Origin of the sequence: Microbacterium sp. (assembly GCF_003248605.1) — a bacterium.
Lineage (GTDB): Bacteria > Actinomycetota > Actinomycetes > Actinomycetales > Microbacteriaceae > Microbacterium.
Genome location: NZ_QFPF01000049.1, coordinates 1 through 18290, shown reverse-complemented (window position 1 = coordinate 18290; position 18290 = coordinate 1). Strand labels below are relative to the sequence as shown.

At 70.5% G+C, this 18290-nt stretch carries 18 protein-coding genes and 2 pseudogenes; 6 read left to right on the top strand and 14 right to left on the bottom strand.

Features of this window, described 5'->3' with window-relative positions; genetic code table 11:
* Positions 1 to 443, top strand: a pseudogene (locus DI573_RS08385) (lipoyl synthase); the annotation flags it as partial.
* Positions 444 to 551: 108 nt separating this feature from the next.
* Here the strand turns inward: DI573_RS08385 and DI573_RS08380 are convergent.
* From DI573_RS08380 to smc, 3 genes are all read right to left on the bottom strand, one after another.
* A complete protein-coding gene (locus DI573_RS08380) occupies positions 552 to 1055 on the bottom strand; it encodes a DUF2004 domain-containing protein (protein ID WP_292812787.1) in 504 nt (167 codons plus the stop codon).
* Positions 1056 to 1137: 82 nt separating this feature from the next.
* Positions 1138 to 2010 (bottom strand): signal recognition particle-docking protein FtsY, encoded by an 873-nt coding sequence (ftsY, locus tag DI573_RS08375; protein ID WP_292812785.1) that lies wholly within the window; start codon positions 2008 to 2010, stop codon positions 1138 to 1140.
* A 9-nt stretch (positions 2011 to 2019) separates the two neighbouring features.
* Positions 2020 to 5574 (bottom strand): chromosome segregation protein SMC, encoded by a 3555-nt coding sequence (smc, locus tag DI573_RS08370; protein ID WP_292812783.1) that lies wholly within the window; start codon positions 5572 to 5574, stop codon positions 2020 to 2022.
* Between the two features lie 166 nt (positions 5575 to 5740).
* On the opposite strand from smc, the gene DI573_RS08365 reads away from it, so the two are divergent.
* The 3 genes from DI573_RS08365 (at position 5741) to DI573_RS08355 (ending at position 7474) form a co-directional block, all read left to right on the top strand.
* On the top strand, positions 5741 to 5869 hold the full coding sequence (locus DI573_RS08365) for a hypothetical protein (protein ID WP_292812781.1): 129 nt from the start codon (positions 5741 to 5743) through the stop codon (positions 5867 to 5869).
* A 200-nt stretch (positions 5870 to 6069) separates the two neighbouring features.
* A complete protein-coding gene (locus tag DI573_RS08360) occupies positions 6070 to 6336 on the top strand; it encodes a hypothetical protein (protein ID WP_292812778.1) in 267 nt (88 codons plus the stop codon).
* 43 nt (positions 6337 to 6379) lie between these two features.
* Positions 6380 to 7474 (top strand): GNAT family N-acetyltransferase, encoded by a 1095-nt coding sequence (locus tag DI573_RS08355; RefSeq protein ID WP_292812776.1) that lies wholly within the window; start codon positions 6380 to 6382, stop codon positions 7472 to 7474.
* A 4-nt stretch (positions 7475 to 7478) separates the two neighbouring features.
* Here the strand turns inward: DI573_RS08355 and mutM are convergent, their stop codons facing one another.
* From mutM to DI573_RS08325, 6 genes are all read right to left on the bottom strand, one after another.
* The gene (gene mutM, locus DI573_RS08350) at positions 7479 to 8402 is read right to left on the bottom strand and encodes a bifunctional DNA-formamidopyrimidine glycosylase/DNA-(apurinic or apyrimidinic site) lyase (RefSeq protein ID WP_292812773.1); all 924 of its coding nucleotides are present in this window, start codon (positions 8400 to 8402) and stop codon (positions 7479 to 7481) included.
* Positions 8403 to 8448: 46 nt separating this feature from the next.
* On the bottom strand, positions 8449 to 9141 hold the full coding sequence (rnc, locus tag DI573_RS08345) for a ribonuclease III (protein WP_292812771.1): 693 nt from the start codon (positions 9139 to 9141) through the stop codon (positions 8449 to 8451).
* A gap of 4 nt (positions 9142 to 9145) precedes the next feature.
* The gene (gene rpmF, locus DI573_RS08340) at positions 9146 to 9355 is read right to left on the bottom strand and encodes a 50S ribosomal protein L32 (protein WP_248149085.1); all 210 of its coding nucleotides are present in this window, start codon (positions 9353 to 9355) and stop codon (positions 9146 to 9148) included.
* A 25-nt stretch (positions 9356 to 9380) separates the two neighbouring features.
* Positions 9381 to 9863 carry a DUF177 domain-containing protein gene (locus tag DI573_RS08335; protein ID WP_292812790.1) on the bottom strand — a complete coding sequence of 161 codons (483 nt, stop codon included), beginning with the start codon at positions 9861 to 9863 and terminating at the stop codon, positions 9381 to 9383.
* A gap of 109 nt (positions 9864 to 9972) precedes the next feature.
* Positions 9973 to 10470, bottom strand: a complete 498-nt coding sequence (gene coaD / locus DI573_RS08330; protein WP_292812766.1) for a pantetheine-phosphate adenylyltransferase — start codon at positions 10468 to 10470, stop codon at positions 9973 to 9975.
* 73 nt (positions 10471 to 10543) lie between these two features.
* A complete protein-coding gene (locus tag DI573_RS08325) occupies positions 10544 to 12724 on the bottom strand; it encodes an ATP-dependent DNA helicase RecG (RefSeq protein ID WP_292812764.1) in 2181 nt (726 codons plus the stop codon).
* Between the two features lie 75 nt (positions 12725 to 12799).
* On the opposite strand from DI573_RS08325, the gene rsmD reads away from it, so the two are divergent.
* Positions 12800 to 13363: a 16S rRNA (guanine(966)-N(2))-methyltransferase RsmD gene (gene rsmD, locus DI573_RS08320; protein WP_292812762.1), complete on the top strand. Its 564-nt coding sequence runs from the start codon at positions 12800 to 12802 to the stop codon at positions 13361 to 13363.
* A 41-nt stretch (positions 13364 to 13404) separates the two neighbouring features.
* On the opposite strand, the gene thiL is transcribed toward rsmD, so the two are convergent.
* Positions 13405 to 14415 carry a thiamine-phosphate kinase gene (gene thiL / locus DI573_RS08315; protein ID WP_292812760.1) on the bottom strand — a complete coding sequence of 337 codons (1011 nt, stop codon included), beginning with the start codon at positions 14413 to 14415 and terminating at the stop codon, positions 13405 to 13407.
* A gap of 22 nt (positions 14416 to 14437) precedes the next feature.
* Between thiL and DI573_RS08310 the strand changes: the two genes are divergently transcribed.
* Positions 14438 to 14914, top strand: a complete 477-nt coding sequence (locus DI573_RS08310; protein ID WP_292812758.1) for a DUF3515 family protein — start codon at positions 14438 to 14440, stop codon at positions 14912 to 14914.
* Positions 14915 to 14929: 15 nt separating this feature from the next.
* On the opposite strand, the gene DI573_RS08305 is transcribed toward DI573_RS08310, so the two are convergent.
* The 4 genes and pseudogenes from DI573_RS08305 to DI573_RS08290 form a co-directional block, all read right to left on the bottom strand.
* Positions 14930 to 16018 carry a D-alanine--D-alanine ligase family protein gene (locus DI573_RS08305; RefSeq protein ID WP_292812755.1) on the bottom strand — a complete coding sequence of 363 codons (1089 nt, stop codon included), beginning with the start codon at positions 16016 to 16018 and terminating at the stop codon, positions 14930 to 14932.
* Positions 15924 to 17051 carry an NAD(P)H-dependent glycerol-3-phosphate dehydrogenase gene (locus DI573_RS08300; RefSeq protein WP_292812753.1) on the bottom strand — a complete coding sequence of 376 codons (1128 nt, stop codon included), beginning with the start codon at positions 17049 to 17051 and terminating at the stop codon, positions 15924 to 15926. Before DI573_RS08300 ends, DI573_RS08305 begins: the two co-directional genes overlap by 95 nt.
* Positions 17041 to 17805, bottom strand: a complete 765-nt coding sequence (locus DI573_RS08295; RefSeq protein WP_292812751.1) for a lysophospholipid acyltransferase family protein — start codon at positions 17803 to 17805, stop codon at positions 17041 to 17043. Before DI573_RS08295 ends, DI573_RS08300 begins: the two co-directional genes overlap by 11 nt.
* Positions 17802 to 18290, bottom strand: a pseudogene (locus DI573_RS08290) (UDP-N-acetylglucosamine 1-carboxyvinyltransferase); the annotation flags it as partial. The pseudogene DI573_RS08290 and the gene DI573_RS08295, both read right to left, overlap by 4 nt.

Here is an 18290-nt window from a genome sequence, read left to right as displayed (position 1 = left end):
CGGTACCACGCATCTTCAAGCGGATCCGTCCCGCATTCCGCTACGAGCGCTCGCTCGATGTGCTGACCCAGGCGCGCGCGGCGGGCCTGATCACCAAGTCCAACCTCATCCTCGGCATGGGCGAGGAGCCGGAGGAGGTCGTGCAGGCGCTGCAGGACCTGCACGACGCCGGGACCGACATCATCACGATCACGCAGTATCTGCGCCCGACGCCTCGGCACCTGCCGGTGGCCCGCTGGGTCAAGCCTCAGGAGTTCGTCGAGTTCAAGGATGAGGCGGAGCGCATCGGCTTCCTCGGCGTGCTCGCCGGGCCCCTCGTGCGTTCGTCCTATCGCGCGGGGCGCCTCTGGGCGCAGTCGATGCGGTCGAAGGGGCGCGAGATCCCCGAGCACCTGTCACACATCGCCGAGGCGGCAGATCTCGGGTTCGCTCAGGCGGTCTGAGATCGGCTCGGTTCCCCGCTCGGGGAGGGGATCTCCACTTCGGAGGATCGCAATGCGCCGCAGCATCCTCCGAACCGGGGATCTCCTCCGTGAGCGCGCGTGACGGCGCTACTCCGCGCTGGTCACCGACTGGATCTCGCCGTCGCTCGCGAGATTGACCAGCAGCACGTCATCGGTGGCGTCGGGGTCGAGCGCGTACTCGAGCACGGCGAAGGGATCACCGCTGCCGAGCTCGTCGGCGAGGATCGTCATGCTCATCAGCTGCAGCGAGCGGATGACATCCACCGCGATGTCGCCCGACACATCGGCGAGCATCTCCTCGAGCTCGTCGGCGCCGAGGGTCTGCTGCTGGTGCAGCACGTATTCGGTGACCTCGCTCGTGCGGTCGTCGAACTGGGCGAGCATCGCATCTCGCGCGCGACGATCGATGTTCTCGAGCGCCGACACCATCGCCGCGGCGACGTCGAGAGCGGCCGAGGACACATCGTCCTGATCGGGCGCGGTCAGATCGACGGTCACCGACTGGTCTCCGAACTCGATGTTCTCGGACCAGAAGATCGACCCATCGGGCCCGGACTCGAGGAGTCCGAAGAAGTCGTGCTCGATCGTCATGACTCCATGCAACCACCGTCGGGGCGCCTCGCGGTAGCCCGCCGCGCGGTGCGGCGCGATAACGCCCGCGGATCGGGGGCGCTCAGCCGACCAGGGCCTGGGCGAAGACGTGCGGGGTGAAGCCCGTGAGATCTCCGATGCCCTCGCCCTGGCCGAGCAGCTTCACGGGAATGCCGGTGCGCTCCTGCACCGCGAGCACAAAACCGCCCTTGGCCGAGCCATCGAGCTTGGTGATCACCAGACCCGTCACCCCCGCGTGCTCGAGGAACGCCTGCGCCTGCATCACGCCGTTCTGACCCGTCGTCGCATCGAGCACGAGCAGCACCTCGCTGATCGGGGCCTGCTTCTCGATGACGCGCCGGATCTTGCCGAGCTCGTCCATCAAACCGCCCTTGGTGTGCAGACGCCCCGCCGTGTCGACCAACACGATCTCGGTGCCCGTGCGCTGGGCGTACTCGATGGTCTGGAAAGCGACGGATGCCGGATCCTGACCCTGCTGCTGCGGGCGCACGATCGCGGCTCCGCCACGCTCGGCCCACGTCGCGAGCTGGTCGACGGCGGCCGCGCGGAAGGTGTCGGCGGCTCCGACGACGACGGAGCGGCCGTACCGCTGCAGGAACTTCGCGAACTTGCCGATCGTCGTCGTCTTGCCCACGCCGTTGACCCCCACGACGAGCACGACGGCGGGTCGCTCGGTCAACCGGAGGGTGGTGTCGAAACGCGCGAAGTGCTCCTCGAGCGTCTCGCGCAGCATCCGCTGCAGATCCTTGGGATCGGTCGTGCGGAACCGCTCGACCTTCTCACGCAGCTCGTCGACGATGCGCTCGGTGATGTCGGGCCCGAAGTCGGCCTGGATGAGGGCGGTCTCGAGGTCGTCCCACGTCGTCTCGTCGATGGTCGGCTTGACGAACATGCCGCGCAGCGCGCGACCGAGCGACCAGGAATTCTCCGCCATGGCTCCAGCCTAGGACGCCGCGCGTTCGACGATGCGCTGCCCGACGACCGCCGACACCCCGTCCTGACGCATCGAGACGCCGTACAGGGCGTCGGCGATCTCCATCGTGCGCTTCTGATGGGTGATGACGATCAGCTGGCTCGATGCACGCAACTGTTCGAAGACGCCGAGCAGGCGCCCGAGGTTGGCGTCATCGAGGGCGGCCTCGACCTCGTCGAGGATGTAGAACGGGCTCGGGCGTGCCTTGAAGATCGCCGTCAGCAGCGCGACGGCCGCGAGGGACCGCTCGCCGCCCGAGAGCAGCGAGAGTCGCTCGATCTTCTTGCCGACCGGGCGCACCGAGACTTCGATGCCGGTGGTCAGGAGGTTGTCCGGGTCGGTCAGGGAGATGCTTCCCGTACCCCCCGGGAACAGGATCGGGAACACCTCGGCGAAGGCCGCCTTCGTGTCGTCGAAGGCCGCCTCGAAGATCGTCTGCATCCGCTCGTCGAGCTCGGCGATGATCGTCATCAGGTCCTTGCGGGTCTGAGTGAGGTCGGCCAGCTGCTCGGTGAGGAACCCGTGCCGCTGCTCGAGCGCCGCGAATTCCTCGAGGGCGAGCGGGTTCACGCGACCGAGCTGACCGAGCTTGCGCTCCGCATCCTGCAGGCGCCGCTGCTGCCGGGCGCGGTCGAAGGGCTCGCCCGCGACCATCTCATCGTCGCTCTGATCATCGCCCGATTCCGCGCGCTCCGGATCGACTCCCCCATCCGCCGGGACGACCTGATCCGGCCCGTATTCCGAAATGAGAATATCCTCGTCCAGGCCCAACTCGGATCGCACCCGATCGAGCAGTCCCGTGACGTGCAGCTTCTTCTCGTGGATCTGCAGTTCGAGCGAGTGCACTCCCTCGGTGAGCGCGGCGAGGCGCTCGCGCATCGCCGCGTCCTGCGAACGGAGCTGGGTGAGCTCGGCGTTCTGCGCCGCGCGCTCCCGCTCCGCCTCGGCCAGCGCGAGGCGCGCCTCGGACACCGAACGGTCGATCGAGTCCAGCACGCGGGGCACCTCGGCGATGACGGATGCTGCCGATTCACGCTGCGCCCGACGCACCACCGCTCGCCGAGCGGCCTCCTCAGCCGCGGCCCGCTCGGCGTCGCGCGTGCGCTCGAGCCCGGCGACCCGTGCCTGCTGGGCGCGGACGCGCTCGCGCAGGGTCTCGACCTCGAGCCGCGCCCGCATCTCGGTCTCACGGGCCTGCTCGATCTCGGCGAGCACACCCTCCCGCGCGGACGCATCGAGAATCGGCCGAGGCGTCTCCTGCGCCGTCTGCAGCTCGGCCGCGGCCCGGCGCGCCGCGCTCTCGGCATCGTCGACGGCAGCCTCCGCCTGCGCGAGCCCCGATCGCAGGCGGTCGCACTCCGCGACCGCCGCCTCGTGGCGCACGGTGATCCGGTTCGACTGCTCCGCGCGCGCCGCGAGGGCCGCGTCGTGCTCCCGCAATGCGGTGAGCGCCTCGGCCACCGCGCGGCGGCGTGCCGTGAGCGTGGCCTGCGCCGTGGCGAGTCGCCCTCGCAGGTCCTCCGCCTCGGCCGTCGTCTCGGTCAGTCGTTCCGCAGCCGAGTCCCGCTCCGCGAGAAGGGCCAGACGTGAGGGGGATCCGCCCGAACCGCCGCGCAGCAGGTGGGATGTGGCCACTTCACCGGCACGCGTCACGACCGTCACGGCGTGCGGGTGCGCGGCGAGGGCCGGCCAGACCGCGCGCGCGGCGCCCAGATCGTCGGCGATCACGACGTGCCGCAGCATCCCGAGCACCCCCGGGGGCGCCTCGACGACATCGAGGGCCGACACGATGCCGACGGCGTGCGGCGGAGGCGCGCTTCCCGCAGAGGCATCGGCGATCACGACCTCGACCGCGCCGAGTTCGGCCCGCTCGGCCTCGGCCAGCACCGCGAACGCCTCGTCCCTGCTCTCCGCCAGGACCCCCTCGGCGAGCGGACCGAGCACGGCCGCGATCGCCGCCTCGTACCCGGGGCGCACCTGCACCGCGTCGCCGACGAGGCCGCGCACGCCGGGCTGCCCGCCGGCGATCAGCGCGGCGGCGCCGTTCTTGACCTCGAGTGCACGGCTGAGCGCGGCCGTCTGCGCCGTGAGAGCACCGGACTCGCGTTCTGCCGCGTGCAGACGGTCGCGCAGGCGTGACACATCGGCCTCCGCATCGCCGATCTCCCGCTGCGCACGGTCATAGGCCTCGGCGTGCTCACCGGAGTCCTCGGCCTCGCCGGTCTCGGGCTCGAGCTGCTCGAGCGCCTGGGCCGCCTCATCCCGCCGGACGAGGGCTGCGTCGAGGGCGTTCTGCTGGCGCAGGACCGCGCCGCGCACCGCGGCGAGGGCGGATGCTGCCGCGTCGGCCGCCGCGCGGAGGCGGGCGATGCGCAGATCGTGCTCCGAGACGAGCGCGCTCTGCGCGGCGATGTCGGTGTCGAGCGCGTCGAGCTCGGCGCGCACGTGGACCACCTCCCGCGCGGCCGCGGCGGCGGTATCGGTCGCCGCGCCCACGGCGTCGGTGATGACGCCGATCTCGGCTCGCGCGGCGTCGATGTCGGCCTGCGACACGGTGACGCCTGCCGGGCGGTCATCGTCCTCCGACCCGAGAAGGGCGAGCCGCTGGTTCGCCAGCGTGAACAGGCCACGCAGTCGCTCCTGCACCTGCTCGAGGCCGAACAGAACGCTGCGGGCCGAATCCACGGAATCCCCGCCGCGCTCCGCGTCGAGCTTCTCGACCCTGCGTCGCACCTCGTCGGCGCGCTCCTGCAGCACGATGCGCTCGGCGTGGCGTTCCTGCTCGCCGCGTGTGTGCTCGGCGAGCGATCGGCGCAAGCCCACCAGTTCGTCGGCATACAGGCGCGCCTTCGCATCCCGCACGACGGCGGCGATCGTCTGGGCCTCGCGCGCGATCTCGGCCTGGCGGCCGAGGGGCTTGAGCTGACGGCGGATCTCGCCCGCGAGGTCACTGAGACGCGTGAGGTTGGCCTCCATGGCGTCGAGTTTGCGCAGGGTCTTCTCCTTGCGCCTGCGGTGCTTCAGAATCCCGGCGGCCTCTTCGATGAAGCCGCGGCGATCCTCCGGCGACGCCTGCAGCACGGTGTCCAGGCGCCCCTGGCCGACGATCACGTGCATCTCGCGGCCGAGTCCCGAATCGCTGAGCAGCTCCTGCACATCGAGCAGGCGGCAGGAGCCGCCGTTGATCGCGTACTCGCTCGCGCCGTTGCGGAAGAGTGTGCGGCTGATCGTGACCTCGGCGTACTCGATCGGGAGCGCGCCGTCGGCGTTGTCGATCGTGAGCTGCACCTCGGCGCGGCCCAGCGGCCCTCGGGTCGAGGTACCCGCGAAGATGACGTCCTCCATCTTGCCGCCGCGCAGCGTCTTCGCCCCCTGCTCCCCCATCACCCAGGCGAGTGCGTCGACGACGTTGGATTTGCCCGATCCGTTCGGGCCGACGATGGCGGTGACGCCCGGCTCGAGCGCGAAGGTCGTCGGCTGCGCGAACGACTTGAACCCCTTGAGCGTGACGCTCTTCAGGTGCATGGTTCCGCCTCCGGCCCGCCTCGACTACCCGCATACGCTACCCGAGCGGGGCCCCGTCGCCCGCGGGCAACGCCCGGGCGACGATGATTTCTGTGAATTCGCTTGACGTCGGCATCAGGACCGCGCTAACGTCTCTCTTCGCGTCAGAGGTTGAGAGGAGGTCACCATGATGATGAACAGCATCCGCACCGGCATCACGCCGATTCGTGCCGCGCTCGCAGGAGTCGCATCGCTGCGTCCGGTGACCGCATCCCTCCGCGCATCCCTGGGCGGTCGCGCCCACACCGGCATCTGACCGGCGCAGGGGAGAACTCTGCCCGCTTCGGGCTCGCCCTCCGCGTCTGAAGCGCCCAGGCATCCGTCGAGCTGCCGCGCTCTCTCCCTCGGCCCGATCGACCGCCGACTCTCCGCGCCATCGGCGCTCGCCTCTCGCGACGGCCGATCTCGGCATCCCACTTCCCGCCTCTCTGTTCGATCCACACGAGGAAGACACCAATGAACACGCTGCTCACCACGCGGCACCCCGTCCCGCCCGAACCTCTCTCGGTCCTGCCTCCCGAGACGACACGCGTACCCCGCGCTTCGCTGATCGATCGCGCGGCCATGCGCATCGGCCTCTGGCTCTTGCTGTGGGGCTCGCGTCCCGTCGCCGACACGGACGCCGTCGACCGTCACCGGCAGCGGGAGTTCCTCCTCGCGGAGCGCGAGCGCCGCGACGCCGAGGCCGCGATGGCTACCCGGCTCTGGATGCACGGCGCGTGAGCGCCGTGCATCCCCGACCCACTCCGACAAGAAGAGAACCATCATGAGCATCACTCTCACCGGCATCGAGTTCCGGCCGATGACCATTCCCGAGAACATCGACGCCGCCGACGCCGCCGACTTCCGCGCCATGGCCGACGTGCGAAACGCGATCTACCGTCATGTCTCCGGACACGACGACCACGCCATGACCGCGGCCGCCCTCCTGCCGCATTATCGTCCCGACGAGTACGAGCGTCGGATGTCGTGGCTCGTCCTCGAGCGCGGACGGCCGGTCGGGCGCCTCGGCCTCGACCTGCCGATCGAGTCGGCGTCGGTCGTCGCCTTCCTCCTGGTCGAGCTGCTGCCCGAGGTCTGGGGCCATGGCATCGGCACGGGCGGCCTGGACCTGCTCGAAGCGGTCGCGCGCGCGAACGGGCGCTCCATCCTGCAGTCCTGGACCGAGCACCCCGATCGTCCGGGGCCCCGCCTCGAACCGCCGACCGGTTTCGGCAGCGTCCCCGCCGACGACCCGGCCGCGCGATTCCTCACCCGGCACGGATTCACGCTCGAGCAGATCGAGCGGTGCAGCGCGCTGGATCTGCGCGCGAGCGGCGACGACGTGCAGCGACTGCTCGCAGCGGCCCGTGACGCCGCCGAGGGGTATCGCGTCGTGCAGTGGGTCGGCCCCACACCGCCGGAGTATGTCGACGGATATGCGTGGATGAAGTCCCGGATGGTGACCGACGCGCCCTCCGCCGCCATGCAGTTCGACGAGGAGCGGTGGGATGCCGCGCGCGTCGCCCTGCACGACGATCGTTATCTGCAGGCCGATCAGCTCGTGCAGGTGACCGCCGCGCAGCACATCGGCACGGGCGAGCTCTGCGCCTTCAACGAACTCGTCATCGGCGTGGACCGCACCCTCGCCTCGCACCAGGAGGACACCCTCGTGCTGCGCGAACACCGCGGCCATCGGTTGGGCATGCTCGTCAAGTGCGCGGGCCTGCTCACCTGGCGCGAGGTGGCACCCGAGTCTCCCCGGGTGATCACCTTCAACGCCGAGGAGAACCGCCCGATGCTCGACATCAACGAGGCGATCGGCTTCGCGCCGATTTCGTACGAGGGAGCCTGGAAGAAGGTGCTGAGCGACGGAGGATGAAGAGTCAGCGCCGGCGCTGACACGACGGGCAGAAGTGGCTCGATCGGTTCATGAACTGCGCGCGGGCGATGGACCGGCCGCATCGCGGGCAGGGCAGACCCTGACGCCCGTAGGCGTGGAGACTGTGCGCGAAGTAGCCCGCCTGACCGTTGACGTTCACGTACTGGGCGTCGAAGCTCGTGCCGCCTTCGGCCAGAGCCCTGTGCAGGACCGCACGGATCTCGGCGAGGATCCGGGCACCCGCGCGGGACGACAGCTCCCGCGCGGGTGTCTCGGGATGGATGCGCGCGGCCCACAGCGCCTCGTCGGCGTAGATGTTGCCCACCCCGCTGAGCACGGTCTGATCCAGCAGCACGCGCTTGATGCCGGACCCTTTGCGCGCGAGCGCAGCGATGAAGACGCGATCGCCGAACGCGGGATCGAGCGGATCGCGGGCGATATGCGCGACCTGTGCGGGAACCAGAGCGTCGGCGGCCCCGCGCCCGGCGGGCTGTCCATCCGATGTCTCTCGCAGCCGGTCGATCGCGAGCGAGCCGAACGTCCGCTGGTCGCAGAAGAGGATGTCCAGCGATCCGTGCAGGGGATGTTCCACCTGAAGGCGGACCCGCTCGTGGCGCTCGGCCGGCGCGCCGGACTCACGCAGCAACATCTGCCCGCTCATGCCGAGGTGGACAAGAAGCGCCTCCGGCACCACCTCGGCCGCGGCTCCCGCGGCGGCGGGCGCACCGAGGGGCAGCCACAGGAACTTGCCGCGGCGCGCGGCGCCCAGCATCCGTCGACCTGCGAGCCGCGCCTCGAAGTCGGCCGCGCCGCCGGCGTGACGGGTGAGCGCGCGGGTGTCGTGCACCTGCACGGACTCGACGCGCGCGCCGGTGACAGCGGGGGCGAGCCCGTGCCGCACGACCTCGACCTCGGGAAGCTCGGGCACGGCTCAGTGGATTCGGATCGGGGTGGTCCGCGCGCAGCGGCGCGCGTCAGTCATCGTCGCTGAGCGTGTGCCACGCCTCGAGCGCCGCGGCCATCTCGGCCGTCTTCTTGCTGGTGCCGATGCCCGTCGCGCTGACCTCTCCGACGCGCACCGTGGCGGTGAAGACCCGATTGTGATCCGGTCCCTCGGCCTCGATCGAGTACTCCGGAGGCGTCGCCTGCCGGCGGGCGGCGAGCTCTTGCAGGCTCGTCTTGGGGTCCATGGCGGCCCCGTAGCGGTCGGGGTCGGCCAGCAGCGGCTCGATCAGCCTCAGGACGAGCGACGTGGCAGCATCCTGGCCGGCGGACAGATATGTCGCGCCGATGATGGCCTCGGTCGTGTCGGCGAGGATCGAGTCCTTGTCGCGCCCACCCGTCTGCTCCTCGCCGCGCCCGAGCAGGACGTGGTCGCCGAGGCCGATGCGGCGAGCGACCTCGGCGAGGGCGACGGTCGAGACGACGCTCGCGCGCCGCTTGGCGAGCGACCCCTCATCCAGTTCGGGATGCCGGGTGAACAGCGTGACCGTGACAGCCTGGCCGAGCACCGAATCCCCCAGGAACTCGAGGCGTTCGTTGTGCGGAGTGCCGCCGTTCTCGTACGCGTACGAGCGATGCGTGAGGGCGAGAGACAGCAGATCGGGGTCGATGACGATCCCGATCGTGTCGATGAGTGGCCGCCTCCCCCCCGGGACGTCCGTCATCGACTCAGACGTCTGCGACCTTGCGGCCCTTGTACTCGAGGAACAGCTCGGTGCCCTGCGAGTCGGTGACGACCTTCGCCTGGTGAGGGCGGCTGTAGACGACCTTGCCGTTCTCGACGGTCTTGACCAGAGGGGTCGCCTCCGCCTTCCACTGCGCGCGGCGCGAGCGGGTGTTCGAGCGCGAGACCTTGCGCTTGGGAGGGTTGCCTGCCATGGCTCTTCTTCTTTCGTTCCGAGATCTAAGGTGTGTTGTCGGCGTCGGACGGGGATCCGTCGGAGCCGTAATCCGTCAGCGCGGCCCAGCGAGGATCGAGGGCTGCGCGTGACGGTGCGCCGGGTGTGTCGGCCCGCCGTTCGCCTGTTTCCGGGTCGAGCCCGGGGCAATCCGGTTGGCAGACCGGTTGAAACGGAAGCGACAGCACGATCGCATCTCTGACCAGAGTTTCAAGATCCACGTGGTCGTCTTGAACCTCGAAGTCGGATGTTTCCTGCCCAGGATACGCGAAAAGCTCCTGGAACTCGACTTCGACGGGCGCGGCGATATCGATCAGGCATCGCCCGCACACCCCCGTGTACTCGGCGTCCGCCGTTCCACTGGCGAGGATCCCCTCGTGCACGGACTCCAGACGTACGTCGACGTCGACCTCGGCGCCCGTCTCGACCTGCACCAGACCCTCACCCCATCGCTCGGCGAGAGTCACCTCGAACGAGTGTTCGCGCATCTCTCCGGGTCTGTGGACGATGTCGCGCACGCCGATGCTGAATGGTCCTGGTCTGCGGGTTCTCACGGTCGACCAGCCTACCCGCGCCGCCGGGCGCGTCGGGCCGGGATCAGAGCCCGCGGGCGCCGGTGTCGAGGAAGCGCGCCACCGCGCCGGGAACGTAGGGCGACACGTCGCCCCCCAGTCCCGCCACCTGACGAACAAGCGAACTCGAGACGAGCGTGTGCGCGGGATCAGGGAGCAGGAAGACGGTCTCGATGTGCGCAAGATCGCGATTGACGATCGCCATGGGCGTCTCATAGGCGACATCGACCTGCGAGCGGATGCCCTTCACGAGCACACCCGCCCCGACATCGGTCGCGTAGTCGACGAGCAGACCCATGCTCCACGAGGCCACGACGATCTCACCCTCGATGTCGCTCTCGGCGATCGACTGCTCGAGAAGGGCGAGACGCTGCGCGATGGGCAGCATCGCCTCTTTGCCGGGGTTGTGCACTACCAGCACATGAAGGGTGTCGTACAGCGAAGCCGCACGACGGATGACGTCGAGATGACCGAGGGTGGGAGGATCGAACGATCCCGGCACGACGGCGATCCGGTTGCTCACCTCGCCAGCCTACCGGGCACCCACGCGCGGGATGCCGAGCCCGATCGGATCCGCGCGATAGGGCGCATCCGGGTCAGTTCTTGGCCATGGCGGCGCGTTCGGTCACGTCGAGCCGACGTTCGATGGCCGCCGCCAGCCCCGTGTGCTGCCGCAGCGCGGGATCGGTCTCGAGGATCGCCTCGGCCTCTTCGCGCGCCCGCGATATGACGTGGGCATCGCTGACCACCCGCAGCAGCCGCAGCGAGGAACGCGCCCCGGACTGCGCGTCACCCAGCACATCTCCCTCGCCGCGCAGCTCGAGGTCGACCTCGGCGAGCGCGAAGCCGTCGAGTGTGCGCGCGACAGCCTCGACCCGGGAGCGCGCATCCGTGCGCGGCGCGCTCTCGGTCACGAGCAGACAGAGCCCCGGAACCGACCCGCGGCCCACCCTGCCGCGCAGCTGGTGCAGCTGCGACACGCCGAACCGGTCGGCTTCGAGGATCACCATCGTCGAGGCGTTCGGCACATCGACCCCGACCTCGATGACGGTGGTGGCGATGAGGACGTCGATCTGTCCGTCGGCGAAAGCACGCATGATGGCGTCCTTCTCCTCGCCGCTCATCCGGCCGTGCAGCGTGGCGACCCGGAGCTCGGCATAGAGAGGGTGGACCGCGAGCATCTCCGCGACCTGCACCACCCCCCACCGCACGCGGCTCGCCTCCCCCTCGACCTCGGGAGCGAGCGGAGCCTCGTCTGCAGCTTTGCCCTTCGGGGGAGCTTCGGCATCGATCGCCGGGCACACGACGAAGACCTGATGGCCCTTCTGCACCTCCTCGGCCGCACGCTGCCAGACCCGTGCGAACCAGCCCGGCTTCTCGGCGACGGGAGCCACGAACGATTCGATGCCCGGTCGACCGGCCGGCATCGTGCGGATCGTGGAGACGTCGAGGTCTCCGAAGACCGTCATCGCGACCGTGCGGGGGATGGGGGTGGCGGTCAGGACAAGAGCGTGGGGGCTCGAACCTTTGGCCCTCAGCGCCTCGCGTTGCTCGACTCCGAAGCGGTGCTGCTCGTCGACGACGACGAGAGCAAGATCGGCGAAGGTCGTGGAATCGCTCAGCAGGGCGTGGGTGCCGATGACGATCCGCGCCTGTCCCGACGCCACCCGCAGCGCGGCCTTGCGCCGCTCGGCCGCGGGCATCTGACCCGTCAGGAGGGTGGGCATGAGCTCAGGGGCCAGCTGTGGGCCGAGCATGCGTGCCATCGATCGCAGGTGCTGCCCCGCGAGCACCTCGGTCGGGGCGATGAGCGCCGCCTGTCCGCCGGACTCGGCCACCTGCAGCATCGCCCGCAGCGCGACGAGCGTCTTTCCGGAGCCGACCTCGCCCTGCACGAGGCGGTTCATCGGCCAGGGTGCGACGAGGTCTGCCCCGATCCGCGCGCCGACCTCGACCTGATCCGGCGTGCGCTCGAACGGCAGCACGTCGTCGAACCGCTCGAGCAGACCGCCGGGCAGCGCCGGGCGCGGCGTGGCCGACAGCGCGCGGACGAACTGACGCTGCTGCAGGAGCGCCGTCTGCAGCACGAGCGCCTCGTGCATGCGCAGCGTCGCACGCGCGAGGTCGGCTTCATCCTCGTTCTCGGGTCGGTGGATCTGGAACAGTGCTTCGCTGGCCGAGAGCAGCCCGAGCCGATCCCTCAGCGCGTCCGGCAGAGGATCATCGATCGGTGCGAGCCCGTCGAGCACGAGGTCGATGATCTTCTTGATCTGCCAGCTCGCAACCGACGCGGTGGCGGGGTAGATCGGAATGAGTGCCCGCGCCCAGGCCTGGGCGCTGCGCGCGGCCGCCTGCGCATCGTCGTCGTCGAAGAGCTCGTAGTCCGGGTGAGCGAACTGACGTCCGCCGCGGTACTCCCCCACCTTGCCCGCGAAGATCCCGCGCCTGCCCGGCCGAAGATCTGCCAGGCGCCACGGCTGATTGAAGAACGTCAGCGTCACTTCGCCGCGCCCGTCGCTGATGACCACCTCGAGGAGGGAACCGCGACGTGCGCGCATGCTGCGCTCGCCCACGCGCGTCACCTGGGCGATGATCGTCACCGACTCGCCCAGCGGCAGCGAAGCGATCGGCGTCAGCTCTCCCCGCTGGGCGTAGCGGCGCGGATAGTGCGAGAGCAGGTCACCGACCGTCTTCATGCCGAACGCACGACCCAGCGCCGCCGCGGTCTTGCCCCCGACGGCGCCGTCCAGGCGCGATTCGAGGCTCAGCGACGGCATGCGACGAGTCTAGGCGGGGCTCCCGACATCCATCTCGGCCGCGTGGGGCTGCCGCGCCACGGTTATCGTGGGGCGGTGACACGCATCATCTCGGGTCGTGCCGGCTCGATCGCCCTCGACGTCCCCGACGCGGGGACGCGCCCCACGAGCGACCGCGTCCGCGAGTCCCTGTTCGCGGCGCTCGAATCCGCCGGCGCCGTCGAAGGGGCACGCGTGCTGGACCTGTACGCCGGATCCGGCGCCCTCGGGCTCGAGGCGCAGAGCCGGGGGGCTGCCTCCGTCGACCTCATCGAGAAGGCGGCTCGTGCCGCCGCCGTCGCGCAGCGCAACGCCCAGCGGGTGGCTCGCGCGATCGGCGGCGTGCCCGCGCGAGTCCACCGCGCGGCGGCCGAGACGTTCGTGCAGGGCACGCGCGGCCCGTACGACCTCGTACTCATCGATCCGCCCTACGACCTGCCCGACACGACGCTCGCGCAGGTTCTCGATGCGCTCGTGCCGGCACTCGCCCCCGATGCCGTCGTCGTCGTCGAGCGCTCGCGTCGCTCCGACGCCCCGACGCCTCCGGCGGGCCTCGAGCACACGCGCGACCGCCGCTACGGCGACACGACGCTGTGGTGGCTGCGACGCACAGACGTCTGAGTCAGGACACAGAGGTCCGAGTCAGGACACAGAGATCTGAATCAGGATGCCGGGGCGGCATCGCCGCGGCGATCCCAATCCCGGTAGGGGTCCCACCCGCCGCTCGCAGACTCGCCGTCGACGCACACACGGGCACCTCCGGGGTCGTCGACCGCACCCGCACGGCCGATGACGCGGAAGCCCTCGGGCAGGTCTCGATCGGCCGGGAAGGTGGCCAGCAGCGCGTGGTCCTCCCCACCGGCGACGGCCCACGGGAGATGAGGCCCGAGCAGCGCGGAGGCGAGCTCGATCCGCACACCGGACGCGTCCGCGAGGCGGCCCGCGTCGAGCGCGAGACCGTCCGAGACGTCCATCATGGCGCTGGCCCCGCCTCGCGCGGCGGCCGCTCCGAGCGCGATCGGCGGGCGCGGTCGCAGCTGCGCGTCCACGCATGCCGCCTCGAGCGGGCTGAGCGAGGATCGATCGATCGCGAGGGCGCGGCCCTCGGCATCCGTGAAGCGCTCGAACAGCACCGAGAGCCCGCGGGCCGCGGCTCCCGCCTCGCCCGCGAGCGCGACGACGTCGCCCGCCCGGGCGCCCGAGCGCAGCACCGGAGGGCCTTCGAGTGCGCCCAGGGCGGTCACGGCGATGGTGAGGGTCGGTGAGATGGTCAGGTCGCCGCCGGCCACCCCGCACTCCGGGGCGAGCTGCTCGCACGCCGTGCGCAGCCCGCGGGCGAGGTCCTCGACGAAATCCAGGGTGGTCTCGGCAGGCATCGCGAGCGCCACGAGGAGGGCCGTCGGACGCGCGCCCATCGCAGCGATGTCGGCGAGGTTGACCGCAGCGGATTTGAAGCCGAGGTCGAAGCCCGACGACCACGACAGGCGGAAGTCGGGTCCGTGCACGAGCGTGTCGGTCGTGACGACGACCGGGCCGGCGCCGGGAAGCACGGCGGCGTCGTCGCCCGGCCCGATCGTCACGCCCGGGGTCGGCCCGAGCACGGCGAGGATGCGGCGCAGGATCTCACCCTCGGGCGTATCGCCGACGCGGGGCGGATCGGGAGGCTGTGTCACCCCTCCACGGTAGCCTGGAGCGATGCCCCGCCCTCGCCGCGCTCCGCTCGCGATCGCCGTGCTCACGCTCTCCCTGGGGCTGACCGCCTGCGGCCAGACCGTCTCGCTCGAGGCCGCTCCCGAAGCCGACGACCCGCTGTGCGCCGAGGTCTCGGTGCGGCTGCCCGCGGTGGTCGACGGCAAGGAGCGCCGCTGGACGGATGCCCAGGCCACCGGCGCCTGGGGCTCGCCCACCGCCGTGATCGTCACGTGCGGTGTCGAGCCGCCCGGACCGACCACCCTGCCGTGCCAGAGCGTGGACGGCGTGGACTGGATCATCGACGACGCCGACGCGCCGCGGTACCTGGTGACCAGCTTCGGACGCACACCGGCCGTCGAGATCTATCTCGACAACGACGCCGAGACCGGCGTCTCGAGCGCCGCCGTGCTCGAGGCCATCTCGCCCGCCGTGGCGACCCTGCCCGTGGACGGGGTCTGCACCGACCGACCGGCCGGCTGAGCCGGTGCGCCCCGCCTAGGCGGCGCGGACCAGAGCGGTGTCGATGAGCTCGGAGATCAGCTCCGCGTACGTCATCCCCGTGGCGATCCAGCACTTCGGGAACATCGAGATCGGCGTGAATCCGGGCATCGTGTTCAACTCGTTGACGACCAGCCCGTGGGCGGTGAGGAAGAAGTCCACCCGTGCGAGCCCGCGCCCATCGACGGCCTGGAACGCGCGCACACCGATCTCGCGGATCGCGTCGGCCTCGGCATCCGTCACATCCGCGGGACAGACGACGTCGACGCCGTCGCCCCCGAGGTACTTGCCCTCGAAGTCGTAGAACTCGCGCGTGGTCAGGACGATCTCGCCGGGCAGCGAAGCCCGCACGGCACCGTCGCTGCCTTCGAGGATCGCGACTTCGATCTCGCGCCCCGACATTCCACGCTCGATCAGCACCTTGTCGTCCTCGGCGAACGCGATCCGCATCGCCTCGTCGAGTTCGGAGGCGTCGTGCGCCTTCGAGACGCCCACGCTCGAACCGGCCCGGGCGGGCTTGACGAAGAGCGGATAGCCGAGTTCGGCCGCATCCGCCCGCACGCCCTCGGAGTCCCCTGCCCACCTCGACGACCGCACCGTCACCCACGGCGCGACGGGCACACCCGCCGCCTCGAGGGCGATCTTCATGAAGTGCTTGTCCATGCAGAGCGCCGAATCGAGCACCCCGCCGCCGGCGCAGGGGATCCGCAGGGTGTCGAAGAAGCCCTGCACGGTGCCGTCTTCGCCGTGCTGTCCATGCAGGATCGGGAGCACCACGTCGACGGGGCCGAGAACGGAGACCTCGCCGGCGGCGTTCCGAACGCGCAGTTCGCGGTCGGCGCCACCCTCCGGCCAGAGGATCCGGGTGCCGTTGTCGAGGACCTCGGGCATCCGGGCCGCATCGAGGGCGAAGCGATCGGGGTCGTCCTGCTCGAGGACGAAGACGCCCTCGCGGGTGATGCCCACCGGGATCACCCGGAAGCGGTCGCGGTCAATCGCGCGCAGCACCCCGCCCGCCGTCGCGGAACTGATCGAGTGCTCGCTGGAGCGCCCTCCGAAGAGCACCGCCACCGCCGGCTTGTCCATTCTGCGTCCTCTCGCCCCGCGGGGTGTCGTCGTCCGTCGTCAGGTGGGGCGCGATGTCGCGCGGGTTCATGGTGCCATCGAGCACGCGCTTGACCTGCTCGACGATCGGCATCTCGACGCCGACCTCCTTGGCCAGCTGCAGCACGGGTGCGACGGATGCCAGTCCCTCGGCGGTCTGCTCCATCTGCTTGACCACGTCCTGGAAGCTGTACCCCTGGCCGAGCAGGCGTCCCGCGGTGTTGTTGCGCGACAGCGGCGACTGGCAGGTCGCGATCAGGTCGCCGAGTCCCGCGAGTCCCTGCAGGGTCTCGGGCTGGGCGCCGTACGCGACGGCGAAGTCGGTCATCTCGACGAGCCCGCGGGTGATGATGGACGCCTTCGTGTTCTCGCCGTACCCGACGCCGTCGACGATGCCGATCGCCACGGCGATGAGGTTCTTCAGCACGCCGCCGAACTCCGTGCCGATGACGTCCGTGTTCACGAAGGAGCGGAAGTAGGCGTTGCGGGCACGACGGGCCACAGCATCCGCCGTCTCCTGACTCGTCGACGAGATGACGGCGGCCGTGGGCTGCTCGCGCGCGATCTCGAGGGCGAGGTTGGGTCCGGACGCCACGGCGATGCGGCCGGGATCGCACTCGAGCTCCTGCTCGATGACCTGGCTCATGCGCAGACCCGAGCGGCGCTCGACGCCCTTCATCAGGCTGACGAGAGGAACGGATGTCGGAGCCACGAGCGGCCGCAGCGCCTTGAGGTTCTGCCGCACGGCCTGGCTCGGAATCGAGAGGTAGACCTGTTCGGCGCCCTCGAGCGCCTCGGAGAGGTGATGGGTCGCCGTCATCCCTCGCGGCAGGTTGATGCCGGGCAGGTACTGGCTGTTGCGCTTGCCCTCGGCGATCTCCTGCGCAAGTTCGGGACGCCGCGCCCACATGGTGACCTGCGCGCCGCCGTCGGCGAGGATCTTGCCGAACGTCGTTCCCCAGCTGCCCGCGCCGATCACGGCGACGCGGGGCCCCTCGACCGGCCTACGACTCAAAGCGCCCCGTCTCCTTCTGCGCGTGCTGGGCGGGGTTCCAGCGCACCTCGGGAGCCTCTTCGCCCCGGATGCCGGCGAGCAGCGCCGTGATCGCATCCATCACGCGGGTGGTCGCTGCCGACAGCGACGCCGGCTGCGAGCCCCGGCCGCGGAACTCGACGAGGTCGACCGGGTCGCCGATCACCACGCGCACCCGCTTGCGCGGGGGCCACAGACTGATCTTCTTCTGGTACCTGCCCATGATCTGCTGGACGCCCCAGTGCGCCATCGGGATCACGGGGAGATCGCCCTCGAGGGCGAGCCGCACCGCGCCGGTCTTGCCGCGCATCGGCCACATACCGGGATCGCGGGTCAGCGTACCCTCCGGATACACGATCACCCCGCGGCCGTGCTCGACGAGCTGCTCGGCAGCCGCGAGGGTCTCCTTGGCCGCGGACGACGACGAGGACCGTGCCACGGGTACCATGCCGGTGGCTCGCAGCGCCCAGCCCAGCACCGGCACCCGGAACAGGCTCTCCTTGGCCATGAAGCGCGGCGCGCGACCGAGGCGCCAGACGATCACCGCGACGATCAGCGGGTCGATCTCGCTGTAGTGATTGGGCGCAAGCACGAAGGCGCCCCTGCGCGGCACCTTCTCGCCGCCGACGATCTCGATGCGGGCCAGAAGCCCCACGAGCGGAACCACGACCGCCCCGAGCAGCCAGAAGACGCTCGGTCGCGTCTTCTCGGGGGACGCGGGAGTGCGGGCGCTCATCCGACGATGTCGAAATCGGCGCCGAGCGCGTCGAGCTTGTCGAAGAACTTCTCGTATCCGCGGCTGATGATGCCCACGCCCGAGACGGTGGACTCCCCCTCGGCGGCGAGCGCGGCCACGACGTAGGAGAACCCGCCACGAAGGTCGGGCACCTCGATGTCGGCGCCGTGCAGCGGCGTGGGTCCGTTGATGACGGCTGCCTGCTCGAGCGCCCGGCGGGGCACGCGCCGCGCTCCGCCCTCGAGACCGTGGGGGTGCACGACGATGTCGGCACCCATCTTCACGAGCGCCTGGGTGAAGCCGAGGCGGTTCTCGTACACCGTCTCGTGCACGATCGACTCGCCCTCGGCCTGCGTCAGCGCGACGATGAGCGGCTGCTGCCAATCGGTCATGTAACCGGGATGCACGTCGGTCTCGACCACGACCGGCTTGATGGGACCGCCGCGGCGGAAGAGGATCCCGTGCTCCTGGACGTCGAACCATCC